The organism is Lacticaseibacillus sp. YLM2-1, assembly GCF_056583465.1.
In genome coordinates, this window is the sequence record NZ_CM152617.1 from 1,004,514 (window position 1) to 1,019,165 (window position 14,652).

Below are 14,652 nucleotides of genomic sequence, written 5' to 3' on the forward strand. Positions count from 1 at the left end.
ATGGTTGAGATTGATTTGAACCATCTTTATAAGAAGTACCCGAATGCCGCACAAGATTCTGTCAAAGATTTCGATCTGCACATTAAGAATAAGGAGTTCATTGTCTTTGTCGGGCCGTCTGGCTGCGGCAAGTCAACAACGCTTCGCATGGTCGCGGGCCTTGAGGATATTTCCAAAGGGACGTTAATGATTGATCATCAGGTAATGAACGATGTGGCACCGAAAGATCGCGACATCGCCATGGTTTTCCAAAACTATGCCCTTTACCCGCATATGACGGTTTTCGACAACATGGCGTTTGGTTTAAAGCTGCGGAAGTATAGCAAGGATGCAATCCAAGAACGGGTGGCAGCTGCGGCCGATATTCTTGGTCTGACAGAGTTTCTGGCCCGTAAACCAGCAGACTTGTCTGGCGGTCAGCGGCAACGGGTGGCATTGGGGCGAGCTATTGTCAGAGATGCACCGATTTTTCTAATGGATGAGCCGCTTTCCAATCTGGATGCTAAATTACGTGTTTCCATGCGTGCGGAAATTGCCAAGTTGCATCAGCGCCTTGAAACCACCACGATTTATGTGACCCATGATCAAACTGAAGCGATGACGATGGCCGATCGAGTTGTGGTGATGTCTGTTGGCCAGATTCAGCAAATCGGGACGCCCGCGGAAATCTATGAATATCCGCGTAACCAATTTGTGGCTGGTTTTATCGGTTCGCCAGCGATGAATTTCTTTGATGTGACGTATCGTGATGGTGTCATCAGCGATGGCAAGGGTCTTCACCTCAGTGTACCAGAAGGGCGCGCAAAAATTCTGGAGGATCAAGGCTATAACGGTAAGCAACTGGTTTTTGGCATTCGTCCCGAAGACATTCACAGCGAAGAAGCCTTTTTGGAAACTTGGCCGGAAGCGGTGATCGCATCGCAAGTGGTGGTTTCTGAACTTCTCGGTGCGACCAGTCAGTTATATCAAAAAATTGATGAAACCGAATTTGTCGCCATCGTGAATGCTCGAGATTTTCACAGCCCAGGAGATACCGTCAACATGGGATTTGATTTGAACAAAGCGCATTTTTTTGATAAAGAGTCGACGGATGCTATTCAGGCTGATGCAGACCGCACTGTCAAGGTATAAACGCCTGAATAAATGAGGGAGGGAAGTATGACACAGTGGTGGCAACGCGCCGTGATCTATCAGGTCTATCCGCAGAGTTTTCAGGATAGCAATGGTGACGGTATTGGCGATCTTAAAGGTCTGATTCAGCGTTTAGACTACCTGCAAAAACTCGGCATTGACGCCATCTGGTTGAGTCCAGTGTATCAGTCGCCTGGTCAAGACAATGGTTATGACATCTCAGATTATCAAGCCATTAATCCACAATTTGGCACCATGGCTGATTTGGAGGCGTTGATTCGCCAAGCAAAAGCACGCGATATTCGCATCATCATGGACTTGGTGGTGAATCATACATCGGACGAACATCGGTGGTTTAAAGTGTCGCGCCAGTCGCGCGCTAATCCATATCGTGACTATTACATATGGCGCGATGGTTCGGCCACAGGTGGCCCGCCTAACGCCATGAAATCAACATTTTCCGGTTCGGCATGGCGGCGTGATGAAGCCACCGGTCAATATTACTTACATCTTTTTGGTGATAAGCAGCCAGACTTAAACTGGGCAAATCCTCAAGTTAGACAAGCCATCTACAAGATGATGAATTTCTGGATCAGCAAAGGTATCGGCGGTTTTCGAATGGATGTTATTGACTTGATTGGCAAGGAGCCGGATCGCGGCATTCGAGAAAATGGTCCTAAGCTGCATCCATACCTTCAAGAAATGAATCGCGCGACATTTGGCGATACGGATTTGCTGACAGTTGGCGAGACCTGGGGTGCAACCCCCAGCATCGCCCAACAATATGCAGATCCCAAAAGACACGAGTTATCGATGGTTTTCCAGTTTGAAATGATGCAACTTGATCAGCAAAATGATGACAAGTGGGCATTGAGACCACTTGACCCAGCGGCTTTAAAACAGGTTTTAATCAAGTGGCAGACGGCATTTGATTATACAAAAGGGTGGAACAGTCTTTTCTGGAATAATCATGATTTGCCGCGAATTGTGTCACGCTGGGGTAACGATCAACGTTATCGGGTTAAAAGCGCCAAAATGTTTGCCATTTTACTGCATCTTTTGCGCGGTACGCCATATGTGTACCAAGGTGAAGAAATCGGCATGACCAACGCACCCGTGGCAAGCATAGTTGATGTTCAAGATATTGAAAGCGCTAACATGTATCGTGAACAGATGGCACTGGGGCAATCAGAAAAAACGATTTTAACCGCCATTAATGCAAAAGGTCGGGATAATGCCCGCACGCCGATGCAGTGGCGTGATGCCCCCAACGCTGGCTTCACAACAAGTCAGCCATGGCTGCGGGTCAATCCAAACTACCACACCATCAATGTGGCGGCGGCCTTAGACGATCCCGATTCGATTTTTTATACTTACCAGCAGCTAATTCGATTACGCCACGAAAATGATGTGATCGTCAATGGCCGGTTTGAAGCCATTCAAAATCTTGCCCCGGCGGTCATGGCATACTATCGCGTTCTTGGTGATACTCGTTGGCTTGTTGTGGTCAACTTATCGGAAAAGCGGCAACCATTAGATCTTAACGATCAGCTAGAAAAAACCATCGTGACAAATGATGCACCATTGCAATCATTAACAGACCAAACTTTACAACCATATCAGGCATTCGCCGCGATTGTGCGGCATGTGTAAGCTACCAGTACCGTTTAGTTTATTTTAGGGGGAACGATTATGAAGTTATGGAAGAAGATACTTATTGGAAGCGCCACACTTGTCACCGTCACCTTGCTAGCAGCCTGCAGCAGCAAGTCGACAAGTTCAACCAGTACTGATGCTAAGAAGGTATCAGGGAGTGTGAAGCTCTGGGTCGATACCACCCAGGTGCCTTATTACAAAAAAATTGTGGCCAATTTCAACAAAAAATATCCAGATGTCAAAGTTAAGGTGACGCAGAGTCCAAATGGTTCAGCGAATGCCAAGACAGATGTTGGCAAAGATCCTGCCAAGGCAGCTGATGTTTTCGAAGTGCCAAATGATCAGCTGGGTTCAATGGCTGAGGCCGGTTATATCAATCCGCTTTCTCCAGATGCCACCAAAGCTGTGAAAAACAACAATGTTGCCGTAGCATCCGAAGGGGTAACGTGGAAAGGCAAGATGTTTGCTTATCCGTTTGCGGAACAGGCCCAGACGATTTACTATAACAAGTCAAAGTTAACCGCGGATGATGTGAAAACCTGGGATGGTCTGACAGCAAAAGGCGTCTTGGCCACTGACTTCACGAATGCTTACAATTTTTATCCGGTTTTCTTGTCTGCCGGTACGCAGCTTTATGGGAAGACAGGCGAAACCGTCAAAGGGACGGACATCAATTCGGCTAAAGGCGAGCAAGCCATGGCCTGGTTTGCCCAACAAAAGAGCAACAAAGGCGTGATGCAAACTTCTAATGCGCTGAATCAATTGAAGTCCGGGAAGGCGGCCGCTATCCTTGATGGCCCGTGGAATTCTGCGAACATCAAAAAGATTTTAGGTAAGAATTTTGCTGTTGCGCCTTATCCAACCATCAAACTTGATGGCAAGGACGTTCAAATGCAAGCATTTTTGGGCATTGCAACCTTTGCTGTCAACTCACATGCTTCCGGATCAAACCAAAAAGCGGCAGCCACTTTAGCGTCATTCATCACCAATAAAGAATCACAGTTGATTGTGTATGATCATTCTGGTCAGATTCCGGTTGATAAAACTGCCCAAAAGAGCAGCAAAGTTGCCAGTGATCCAGTCGCTGGTGCAGTGATGACAATGGCTAAGACTGGCAATTCAACCCTGATGCCAAAAATGCCGCAAATGGCGACCTTCTGGAATGATGCGGCGCCACTGATCAATGGTGCTTACACCGGTTCAATCCCTGCAAGTCAATACAGCACGAAACTCGATACGTTCGTTAAAAATATCTCTAAAGCGAACTAATCAACGTTGAGGCACAAGCAGAAGGTTGGACGCTAAGCTGTCCAACCTTTTCGTTTGATAAGGAGAAGGTATGTTTAGAAGAAAAAATCATTTACCTCCTGAGGCGACGTATCGAGAAGTCTGGAAAAAGGGGGATGCAGCAACTAAGGCATCGTTCTTCCTAATGGGAATCAGTCAACTCAAAAACCGCCAGTGGGTCAAGGGAACGGCTTATTTAGTCAGTGAAGTGGTTTTCCTGCTTTGGTTGATTTTTAGTGGCACGAGTGCGCTTAGGATGTTAAGCAATCTCGGGGCAGTCAAAACCAAACAGGTTGTGTTTGATCAAGCTCAAGGGGTTTATATCACGAAACTGCCAGATAATTCGGTGCTGATTTTGCTTTTTGGCATCATGGCATTGATTCTGATGGTTGCGATGGTCGTCCTATATATTGCTAATTTACGGTCGGTTCGTAAATTATATGTGCTGCATCGTGAGCAACAACATGTGCCCACCAATGGTGAAGAACTAGCTTCTCTGTTAGACACCCGTCTGCACACAACGCTATTGATGTTGCCGATACTTGGGATCATTGCATTTACGGTTTTGCCGACAATTTACATGATCTCAATGGCCTTCACGAATTATGATGCGCACCATCCAATTGGGTTCTCATGGAGCGGGTTACAGGCGTTTGGCAACGTCTTAAGCGGAGATTTGGCCGGTACTTTCTTTCCGGTCTTAGGTTGGACACTGGTTTGGGCGGTTTGTGCTACTGTGACGACTTTTTTCTTCGGTGTTTTGCTCGCTTTGCTGATCGAATCAAAAGATATCAAGCATAAAGCTTTTTGGCGGACTATTTTCGTGATTGTCTACGCTGTCCCGCAATTCGTATCCTTATTGATGATGGCGCAGTTCTTAGATTTACAGGGGCCATTGAACAATATCTTACTCGGCTGGCATTTGATTGAACATCCGATTAACTTTATCGGGGCATCCGCCAGTCCGCTGGTTGCGCGCGTAACGGTGATCGTTGTGAACATGTGGATTGGGATTCCCGTTTCCATGCTGGTTTCAACAGCAATTATCCAGAACTTGCCTGAGGATCAAATTGAAGCCGCGCGAATTGATGGTGCCAATGCTTTCCAGATTTTTCGTGCCATCACTTTTCCACAAATTTTGTTTGTGATGTCACCAGCCTTGATCCAACAATTCATTGGTAACCTCAACAACTTCAATGTTATCTATTTACTGACTGGCGGCTTGCCGATGAATAATAATTACAACGGTGCCGGTTCAACTGATTTACTGGTTACCTGGCTGTATAATTTAACCTTTGGGCAAACGCAGCGATACAATGCTTCTGCGGTGTTGGGGATTCTGATCTTCATCATCAGCGCAACCGTTTCATTAATTGCTTATCGTCGGACAAATGCATTTAAGGAGGGCTGATCAAGATGACGTCATACAAAACACAACGCCGGCTGTCCTTGATTTTTCGCTATACATTGCTGAGTATTTTAGCGGTTGTCTGGTTGATTCCCATCATTTGGATTGTTCTTGCCAGCTTTTCCTTCAATGATACAGGGTTTGTGTCGACCTTTTGGCCGGGAAAATTCACACTCAGTAATTACACTGGCATTTTTACAAGTGACCAGTTTCCGTTTGTTAACTGGATTATCAACACGCTTTTCGTTTCGGTTGTCTCAACGATTCTATCAACGTTCGTGACGATTATTGTGGCATACGCGTTATCGCGGTTACGCTTTCGGTTACGAAAGCCGTTTCTGCAAATCGCGCTGATACTCGGAATGTTTCCCGGATTCATGGCCATGATTGCTTTGTATTACATTCTTAAAGGATTGAATATGCTGAATTTCGGCGGTTTAATCTTGGTTTACGTCGGCGGTGCCGGCTTAGGTTTCTATATTGCCAAAGGTTTTTTTGATACGATTCCGCGGGCAATTGATGAAGCCGCCGAAATTGACGGGGCGACTAAGTGGCAAGTATTCACCCATATTGGGCTGCCCATGTCACGGCCAATTGTCGTGTACACTGCTTTAATGGCATTTATTGGACCATGGATTGATTTTATTTTCTCGGGCATTATTCTTTCGTCTTCTGGTAATGCCAAAAATTATACGATTGCTTATGGGCTATACAACATGCTGCACAGCACAAAAGGCGCCTCGACCACGTATTTTACACAGTTTATCGCCGGTTGTGTCATCATTGCGATTCCGATTACCATCTTGTTCGTTATTATGCAGAAGTTTTATGTCAACGGTATTACTGCTGGGGCAGATAAAGGTTGATGTGGCAGTCAAGGAAGATCGTCCTCTTAACAAGGACGATTTTTTTTGCTACAAAAAGTCAAAATGTTTTGACATTTAGAAAACTAGTATTATACTGAAGATGTCAAAAGGGTTTGACATCAAAGGGAGTGATTATCATGAAGAAAATGGATGAGATGGAACTTAAATTTAGAGATCAGTCGATTAGATATGCATTTGCCTTCATGTTTACGGCCTTAGCACTTTATAATATTTCCCAAATGCTGATATCGTCCAAATTAAACTTTGGAACTGTTGTCCTTGGTATTACAATCGTGATTCAGGTTGGCACTTTTGAATGGCTCAAGCATCGGGCGGATAAAACAGATAAAGAACCAAGTAAAGTTTTGATGGGAGTCATTATCTTTATTGCGGTTCTTTTAACTTTGGGTGTCATTGGATTGATGTTCCATGGAAAATAATATCCATGCACTCAGAACGCACCAACAATTGACTCAACAGGAACTGGCTGACGCGGTGAATGTAACTCGGCAGACAATTAATGCCATCGAGAATAATAAATACGATCCAACGCTTTCTTTAGCTTTCGCACTTGCAGAACGCTTGGAGACGACTGTGGATCAACTGTTTCAACATTAGAGAAGCTGAAAATTATTTAAGGCTACAAAAAGAAGAGTGACTTTTTCCGATCACCGCATGTATGCGGCGGAAAAGTCACTCTTCTTTCGTTTTACTGTAGATCAAAGGTCATAGTTTAAAGATTCCAGTGCCAAGGCGGAGCAATCGGAGGCCAGATGGGGCTCAGCCGTGCAAACAACACAGCGAAGGGCTTTTGAGCTGATGTTGTTAGGCGACTTCGAGACCGGTTTTTGGGCTCGAAGCGCCGTCACCGCGTTCCAGCCCCATCTGGCCGGAGATTGCGGAGTTTGGCACGGCAGGAGTCGTTTTTGTCTGACGCTTGTGCCAAATCATCCCGCATCTAACAAATCATAAGTTCTAGATAGAAACTGAAGAAGCAACTACTGCTGACGATTACTCCTCTTCATTTAACTCATCAAAATCATAGTACAAATCTCTTTCAGGAAGCACCACAGCGGCATTTGTTTGGGTATCCAAGGCTTCGGCTTCGCGTTCCGGATGGAAGCTATGCCATGGCACAATGGTTCGAGGATTGACTTCTTTCGCCAAAGTAATTAAATCCTCACGGCTAGCATGACCCGAGGCATTCATGAACTGCAAGGGGATGTGATGCGCTTCTAGCCAGTCTTTGAGTTGCGCAAACCGCGGGTCGTAATCGCCTAGTGGCTCGCCGTTACTGTGGATGTAGGTCGTGATGGGCATGTCAGTCAGTCGTTCCAGATGGTCAAAACTATTTTGCAGGACATAGTGTTGGGGATCACGGGCAATGTCCGTCAGACTGATTGTTTGACCAAGAATAGCATCGGGTTTTTGATCGGTCATGGTGGTCAGCACAGCCGCGTCATCAGGTTCCCACACCAATTGACGGCCGGCAGTGTGTGCACTGGCCTGAAAACTCGACAGACGCTCGTAATTGCGGATGTAAGGATTGATGACGACAAGCGTCGGGCTTTCCGCCAACACTGTCTGAAATTGCTTCTGCAGGCTCATTTCGGTCAATGGGATGCTGGGGTGATCCTGATCTTCGACTGGTGCAGCTGTATCAAAAGAGAAGCTGGTGCCTTCCAACATAAACAAGCTTAGCTTTTCTTGGTTAAATCGCTTGGCCCAGGCATGAACCCGTTCAGCATGCGGGCCATTTAGCCGGACATCGCCAGAATGGGCGTAGCGGCGTGAGCCGTCATCGACTAGGAGCGCCATGACGCCCGGCTCGTCGTGATCACTGTGGAAACCTGTTACGGTGAGGTCACCGATGGTTAAGGGCTGTTCATAGGCAAGCGGATGCAGATTTGCAACTGGCTTTTCGATGCCTAGTTTGATTAACAGTTGATAGAGCTTATAGGATGGTTCCGAAAGATAAATCGGAATCGGTTTCTTTAAATATTGCAATGCACCCATGTGGTCAATGTGCAGATGTGAGATAAAGATGGCCTCATGTGTGTAAACGTCTGGTTGATCAAAAAATAGTTCCGGCACATGCGGCAATTTACCATTATCGATGGCAGAGCTGACTGTTTCGTTGCTGAGATCAGCAGCCACGCCGAAGTCCATGATAACGCGGCTGGTTTTAGTTGCGAATTCGACGATGTTGCCGCCGATGGTGTTTAACCCATTTAAAAAGCGAATTGTTGTCACAGTGTTACCTCCAATTGTTTCAATATCATTTTGAGAACACTAAAGCGTACCCCGCCGGCTACCGAAAAGCAAACAAAAACCGAATCAGCACATAGCTGATTCGGCAAAGATCAAGGCGGAGCAAACAATTACTTGTTTGTCTTGATGATGGTTTCAGTTTGACCCTGAAGTGTCTTCAAAGCCTGATCTGGTTTTTCATGCTTAGTCAGCATCGCATCAACCGCATTAAGAAGATCGTTACGATATTCTGAGAAGCCGATGAAAGCGGTGGATTGGAAGCCAAAGCCCAAAGAATCAACTGCAGCTTGGCTAGTTGGGTTAGCACTCAGATATTTCTTAAAGTCAGCAGATTTAACAGCGGACTTACGCAGTGGCACATAACCAGTCAATTGGGCCCACTTGGAAGTTTCCTTCTCAGAAAGCAGGTACTTCATGAATGCCCAAGCGCCTTTTTGCTTATCGCTAGATGCGGACTTGAAGAGGACGATATCATTACCGGCAAGTTCGGTTGCCTTTTTGCCTTTGTAGCTTGGTAGCGGCATTGTGCCCCACTTGAAGTCTTTCGGTGCATTTTGCTTCATGTTGGTGATCCCGGCACTTGAACCAGCATAAAAGAGTGTTTTACCAGCGGTGAAGTTCTTATCGCCGTAAATGTCTTCGCCGGCAGTCTTGGCTTCGCCGCTGTTAACCATGTCCATAATGAAGTTAGCAGCAGTTAAGGTTTTCTTGCTATCCAAGTTAGCTTTCAGCGGATCAGCTGAAACTAACGGATTGCCAGCCTGACGTGCCAGACCTTCAAATTCCATATCAAAACTCTTATCGAAACCAATAGCGGCAATACCGTCTGCCTTCAGCTTATCGGCATCTTTTTTGATGTCTTCCCAGCTGGTTGGCTTGGCAATATTGTATTTCTTCATCAGTGCTTCATTGTAGAAAAGAATACGTGTGGACTTGGAGAATGGCACGCTGTAATACTTGCCTTGATACTTGGAGCTGGACAAGAAGGCTGGGTAGATATCCTTCAAGTCGCTGCTGCTCATCTTGTCGTCGCCTTTGAGCATGTATTGATCAAGCGGGGAAATAAAACCATTTTTCACGTAGTCAGGAACAGTGGTGTAAGTTGTTTGGGCAATGGTTGGCAGGTTGCGAGATTTTGCTGCAGCCATGATCTTTTGTTGCAAGGCGGTGTAGTTACCTTGCGCGGTGCCGACAACTTTATACTGTTTCTGACTCTTATTGAAATCATTGATGATTTGATCAAGAGCCTTTTGGTAAGGACCGTTCATGCCGTGCCAAAAAGTGATCGTCACCCGTTTGCCCGAATCACTTTTGGTACTTGAACTCGATTTGCTGCTGCTGTTACTGCCGCAAGCCGTCAAAACAGCGACAAGAACGACGGTGAACATTGCAAGTAATGCTTTTACCCAAGTTTGCTTTTTCATTTTGGTAGATTATCCTTTCAATCCAGCTTTAGAAATCCCAGCAATAATGTACTTCTGCAAGAAGATATACAAAACAACCATTGGAATGATGACGAATGTGGAAGCGGCCATCAGAAGTTGATATTGCGTGCCGGCATCGGTCGTGAAGGCCTGCAAGCCGACTGGCAAGGTACGCATCTTGTCAGAGTTCGTAACGATCAATGGCCACATGAAGGCATTCCATGAGCCAATCACCTGAAGAACGGTGACCGCGGTAATCGTTGACTTGCTCATTGGGACAAGCACTTGCCACAAATATTTCCAATCGGACGCACCATCGATTTTAGCAGCGTAGTAGATCTGATTCGGTGTTGATTGGAAAGTCTGACGCAAGGTAAAAACGGTGAAGAAGCTGGCCAACCACGGCAGAATCAAAGCGCCGTAATGGTCAATTTGCCCTAAGTGTGACAAGGTCACGAAGTTAGGGATGATCAACATTTCACCTGGAATCATCATGGTTCCGAGGAAAATAATGAACAAGAGGTTCTTGCCGTAAAACTTCAATCGAGCGAAAGCAAAAGCGGCAAGAATACTGGTAAAGAGCTGCCCGACCGTTGTGATAACAGTGACGATCGTGCTATTAATGAAATACTGTCCAAACGGTGCTTCGTTCCACGCCTTGACATAGTTACCCCATTGTAGAACCTTAGGGATCCAGATCGGTGGAACGGCAATCGTTTCCGGTGCCGTTTTAAGTGATGTGGAGATCATCCATAAGAAGGGGATCAGCATGGTGATCGCGCCTAAAATGACAATCAGGTAAAGCAGAATTTTACTGATTTTTTTAGCCATGTTTTTGCCTCCTCCTTAGTAATGAACGTGCTTGCGGGAATACCACAACTGCACGAGTGTCACTAGCAGGATGAGGAAGAAAAGCACGACCCCAGACGCAGCAGCAATTGGATACTTGTACTCGGTATAAAATTTCTGGTACAGATAGTAAACAATTGTCAAATCAGCTTTACCTGGTCCGGGCGTGCCTTGGAACAAGGCGAAGATTTCATCGAACACCTTGAAGCTGCCGATGATCCCGTTAACTGAAACCAAGAAAGTGATTGGTGATAGCATCGGGATCGTGATGTTCCAAAATCGCTGACGCGCGTTGGCACCATCGATTTCAGCGGCTTCGTAATACCCGTGGTCAATGTTGTTGAGACCGACCAAGAAAAGAATGATGTTGAAGCCCAGACTTTTCCAAATACTCATAATGATCAGCGCCAGCAGTGCATAATGCGGATCAGTCAGCCAGTTAATGGGATGGATACCAAACCAGCCCATAAAGTAGTTGATCAGCCCATAGTTACTGTGGAACATCCAATTCCAAACCATCGCAATCGCCACAGTACTGGTGACAAACGGCAGGAAATAGACGGTTCTGAAGAAACCGGAGATGATCTTCACCTGGTTTAGCAATAAGGCAATGATCAAGGATAAAATGACAGTGATCGGAACCACGCCGACAACAAAAACCAGCGTATTCCGCACAGCCAAGTGAAAATCAGGATCATTCCAAAGATAAACAAAGTTATCAAAGCCCCAAGCACTGACCTTATCAGTATAAAAATCATACTTCGTGTACAAACTCATCAGAAATGAGTTAATAATCGGCCAGATATTGAAGGTGATGGTAATCACCAGCATTGGCAGCAAATACAGCGCTGCTTTGGCGGTCGATTTTAGGCTTGCTTTTTCATTCAGCATGACTTTCACCACCAAAAATCAAGGCGCCGGATTGGTCAAAAAGAAAGAAACCCGACTTGGTGAGATAGAAATCCAGATCTGGTTGATTAGCTGCGACACCAGCCATTTCTGTTGACAACAGGTGCTCGCCGTTATAAGTAATATCGGCTGTAGCTTCCCGTCCATATTTAGAACTTTGCGTGATCTTGCCGTGAAGCTTGGCTAGGACATTGTCGCCGGCATCATAAGGGATGATGGCTTCACTACGGATCCCCGCGGTGACTGCCTGCTTCAAAATATCTTCCGACACGGCGCTAGCTAGATCAGTTGTCAACGCTTGTGCTGGCAAGGTGTTGATCACAGGCTCACCGATAAACTTAGCAACGAACAAATTGTTCGGTCGCTCGTATAGTTTTTGCGGGGAACTGAACTGTTGTATCGAACCATTTGCCAAAACCATGATGTTATCAGAAATGTGCAATGCTTCATCTTGGTCATGGGTCACGAAAATCGTGGTAACACCGGTTTCGCGTTGAATTCGGCGAATTTCTTCGCGCATCTCAATTCGAAGCCGGGCGTCAAGGTTTGACAACGGTTCATCTAGCAACAATAGGCTAGGGGACTTGGCTAAGGCACGTGCGATAGCGACACGCTGTTGCTGGCCGCCAGAAAGTGCTCCTGGTTTCTTATCAAGCTGATCCTCAACATGAACCAGTTTGGCAAGATCCTTGGCTTTGGCGTGCCGTTCAGCCTTGCTGACCTTGGCCATTTTCAGTGGAAAGGCGATATTGTCCAACACTGACAAATGCGGATACAGACTGTAGTTCTGAAATACCATCCCAACTTTACGCGCTAAGGCATCTTTTTTAGTCACATCTGTATCACCAAAAAAGATTTGCCCAGCGGTCGGGGACAACAACCCGGAAATGAGATTCAGGGTCGTGGTTTTACCGCCGCCGGAAGGACCCAGCAGGGAAACCAGCGTGCCATCGGGAATGGTAAAGTTCAGATCCTTCAGGGTATCTGTCTTGCCATCGTAGGACATCGTGACGTCCTTGAAAGTAACTTTCAACCCAGTACGCTCCTTCAAATAGTTTTCTGCTCCTCACCTCCGTTCGTCGGTCTCCAGCAACAAAGGCTGTAAGAACGCGCAAAGAGAAAATTTGGAACAAGATATTGTGGTTGCTTCACCATGATTAGCTACATCTAGAGAAGGCAAACACAACTCTTCTCACATTTTAACCCAGATTCACTGAAAAATGGACTCATTCGCCCAAAAACATTTTGATTATGTTTAATTGCCATCACAACGCGAATGTTCGCCTTTTTTGCTATAATAGAAAGCATGCAAAAGGCGCAACTTGAACCAACTGCTTTCGCTGCTGATGAGTGTCAGCAAATTGGCGGTTCATTCAGCGCCAATAAAAGAGGAGCGATTTTTTTGATAATACGTCCAAGCAAACCGGACGATGCGCCGCAAGTAGCACCGTTGATCGATATTGTGTTTACGGAGATGGAAATTCCTCAGTTAATGAAGGTTCCTAAGAAGACCCTGTATTCGGTTTTGGAACAAGCCTTTTTACTGCCAACTTACCGGTACGGTTACCCGCAAATGTTGGTGGCTGATCAGGACGGTCAGATTGAAGGGATTGCTGTTGGCTATTTGCATGAGCAGGAAGCCCATATCGACGATGCTTTAAAACCGTTGTTGCCTAAGCTGGGATTGACCCCAAATTCATCGCTTTTTTCAGACACCGAAACTTATGCCGGCGAGTGGTATTTAGATACGCTAGCAGTCGCCGAGACAGCGCAGGGACATGGGATCGGAACCAAATTATTAAACGCAGTCGATACGGTTGCCCGGGCTCGGCACGCTAAAGTGGTTAGTCTGAACGTGGATCAGCAGAATCCGCGGGCTAAAAAGTTATATGAGCGCAATGGTTTTCTTAAACACGGCGAGTTGATGATTGGCAGTCATCGATACGATCATATGCTGCGGCCGGTTGTGGGCGAGGAAGTTTAATGTTAGTCAATAGGTTAGCCTAAAGCCCTTAGCCCGCCGAACGCCGCAATCTCCGACCAGATGTTTGCGACGCGCAGCCAGAGTGGAGACGGCACTTCGAGTCCAAAAACCGGTCTCGAAGTTGCCTAATCACATCGGCTCCAAGGACAGGTTGTACGGTTGAACGCCATCTGGTCTACGAGTGCTCCGCCTTGGCAATAGGGTCTCTAAATAGCAATGAGAAATAAAGACGACTGGTATTCCATGGAGGAAAATCAGTCGTCTTTATTTGATAGCTAGGAATGATGGTCTTAGCTTTTCTTTTCGTTTAATCTGGGAAATCCAGCCCATATTCATAACGCTTCAATGGATCGGCCACACCCACATGGCGAAAGCGGTCAAGGATAGCAGCTAACAAAATGGCCGCTGGAATGTCGCGGTTATTGGGAATGGTCAACTTAACGATTGCTGGTGCAATTTCTTCAGCACTGAAGATCGTTTTGACCCCATGAAACACTTGATAATGGTTATTCAAAAGATTACCCATGGCGACCCAGTTGAGATCTGAGATAAAGATGAACTGATGCCAGACCCCAAACATTTTTTTGACGCTGGCAACCTTGCGATTGGCGATATAAAGATCATAGCGCGGGAAAACGCTGACCGTTTTTTGTCGAATGGATCCAAGCGGTTCGCCGCTTAATGTATTCAGATCGAAGCCACCATTAATCAGTCCGTGCCGACCAGTTAGAATGTAGGCCGGCTTGCCGTTATCGGTTTTGACCACACTTAAACTACTCGTGCTTAAAGCATTGATATCAAGATATAACGCCATCGGCCAACCTCCCTTATGGTGAGCGTGAACCGGCGCGGCGCCTGTGTTTAAAA

The 14,652-nt window shown here is 46.2% G+C and carries 14 protein-coding genes; 8 read left to right on the top strand and 6 right to left on the bottom strand.

The features are described from left to right. From AC07KQ_RS04845 to AC07KQ_RS04875, 7 genes are all read left to right on the top strand, one after another. Nucleotides 1–1,131 carry an ABC transporter ATP-binding protein gene (locus tag AC07KQ_RS04845; protein ID WP_480156622.1) on the top strand — a complete coding sequence of 377 codons (1,131 nt, stop codon included), beginning with the start codon at nucleotides 1–3 and terminating at the stop codon, nucleotides 1,129–1,131. Nucleotides 1,132–1,158: 27 nt separating this feature from the next. Further along, nucleotides 1,159–2,784 carry a glycoside hydrolase family 13 protein gene (locus tag AC07KQ_RS04850; protein ID WP_013245578.1) on the top strand — a complete coding sequence of 542 codons (1,626 nt, stop codon included), beginning with the start codon at nucleotides 1,159–1,161 and terminating at the stop codon, nucleotides 2,782–2,784. 39 nt (nucleotides 2,785–2,823) lie between these two features. Next, entirely contained in the window at nucleotides 2,824–4,056 is a 1,233-nt protein-coding gene (locus AC07KQ_RS04855; RefSeq protein WP_013245579.1) for an extracellular solute-binding protein, read from the top strand. Nucleotides 4,057–4,126: 70 nt separating this feature from the next. Further along, nucleotides 4,127–5,485, top strand: a complete 1,359-nt coding sequence (locus AC07KQ_RS04860) for a carbohydrate ABC transporter permease (RefSeq protein WP_016386499.1) — start codon at nucleotides 4,127–4,129, stop codon at nucleotides 5,483–5,485. Nucleotides 5,486–5,490: 5 nt separating this feature from the next. Further along, nucleotides 5,491–6,348: a sugar ABC transporter permease gene (locus AC07KQ_RS04865; protein ID WP_003564309.1), complete on the top strand. Its 858-nt coding sequence runs from the start codon at nucleotides 5,491–5,493 to the stop codon at nucleotides 6,346–6,348. 137 nt (nucleotides 6,349–6,485) lie between these two features. Beyond that, nucleotides 6,486–6,788, top strand: coding sequence for a hypothetical protein (locus AC07KQ_RS04870; RefSeq protein ID WP_013245580.1), 303 nt, complete (start codon nucleotides 6,486–6,488; stop codon nucleotides 6,786–6,788). Then, nucleotides 6,778–6,966: a helix-turn-helix transcriptional regulator gene (locus AC07KQ_RS04875; RefSeq protein ID WP_003564314.1), complete on the top strand. Its 189-nt coding sequence runs from the start codon at nucleotides 6,778–6,780 to the stop codon at nucleotides 6,964–6,966. The genes AC07KQ_RS04870 and AC07KQ_RS04875 overlap by 11 nt, the downstream gene beginning before the upstream one ends. 393 nt (nucleotides 6,967–7,359) lie before the next feature. Here the strand turns inward: AC07KQ_RS04875 and AC07KQ_RS04880 are convergent, their stop codons facing one another. The 5 genes from AC07KQ_RS04880 to AC07KQ_RS04900 form a co-directional block, all read right to left on the bottom strand. Further along, the gene (locus AC07KQ_RS04880) at nucleotides 7,360–8,601 is read right to left on the bottom strand and encodes an MBL fold metallo-hydrolase (RefSeq protein ID WP_013245581.1); all 1,242 of its coding nucleotides are present in this window, start codon (nucleotides 8,599–8,601) and stop codon (nucleotides 7,360–7,362) included. 128 nt (nucleotides 8,602–8,729) lie between these two features. Continuing rightward, nucleotides 8,730–10,043, bottom strand: a complete 1,314-nt coding sequence (locus AC07KQ_RS04885) for an ABC transporter substrate-binding protein (RefSeq protein ID WP_003564318.1) — start codon at nucleotides 10,041–10,043, stop codon at nucleotides 8,730–8,732. 9 nt (nucleotides 10,044–10,052) lie between these two features. Beyond that, on the bottom strand, nucleotides 10,053–10,874 hold the full coding sequence (locus AC07KQ_RS04890) for a carbohydrate ABC transporter permease (RefSeq protein WP_003569669.1): 822 nt from the start codon (nucleotides 10,872–10,874) through the stop codon (nucleotides 10,053–10,055). Nucleotides 10,875–10,889: 15 nt separating this feature from the next. Then, entirely contained in the window at nucleotides 10,890–11,783 is an 894-nt protein-coding gene (locus tag AC07KQ_RS04895) for a carbohydrate ABC transporter permease (protein WP_003564323.1), read from the bottom strand. Then, nucleotides 11,773–12,834, bottom strand: coding sequence for an ABC transporter ATP-binding protein (locus AC07KQ_RS04900; RefSeq protein WP_003593952.1), 1,062 nt, complete (start codon nucleotides 12,832–12,834; stop codon nucleotides 11,773–11,775). The genes AC07KQ_RS04895 and AC07KQ_RS04900 overlap by 11 nt, the downstream gene beginning before the upstream one ends. Nucleotides 12,835–13,203: 369 nt before the next feature. On the opposite strand from AC07KQ_RS04900, the gene AC07KQ_RS04905 reads away from it, so the two are divergent. Then, nucleotides 13,204–13,785, top strand: a complete 582-nt coding sequence (locus tag AC07KQ_RS04905; RefSeq protein ID WP_003569672.1) for a GNAT family N-acetyltransferase — start codon at nucleotides 13,204–13,206, stop codon at nucleotides 13,783–13,785. A 307-nt stretch (nucleotides 13,786–14,092) separates the two neighbouring features. On the opposite strand, the gene AC07KQ_RS04910 is transcribed toward AC07KQ_RS04905, so the two are convergent. Then, nucleotides 14,093–14,599, bottom strand: coding sequence for an LURP-one-related family protein (locus tag AC07KQ_RS04910; protein WP_003569673.1), 507 nt, complete (start codon nucleotides 14,597–14,599; stop codon nucleotides 14,093–14,095). Nucleotides 14,600–14,652: the final 53 nt, after the last annotated feature.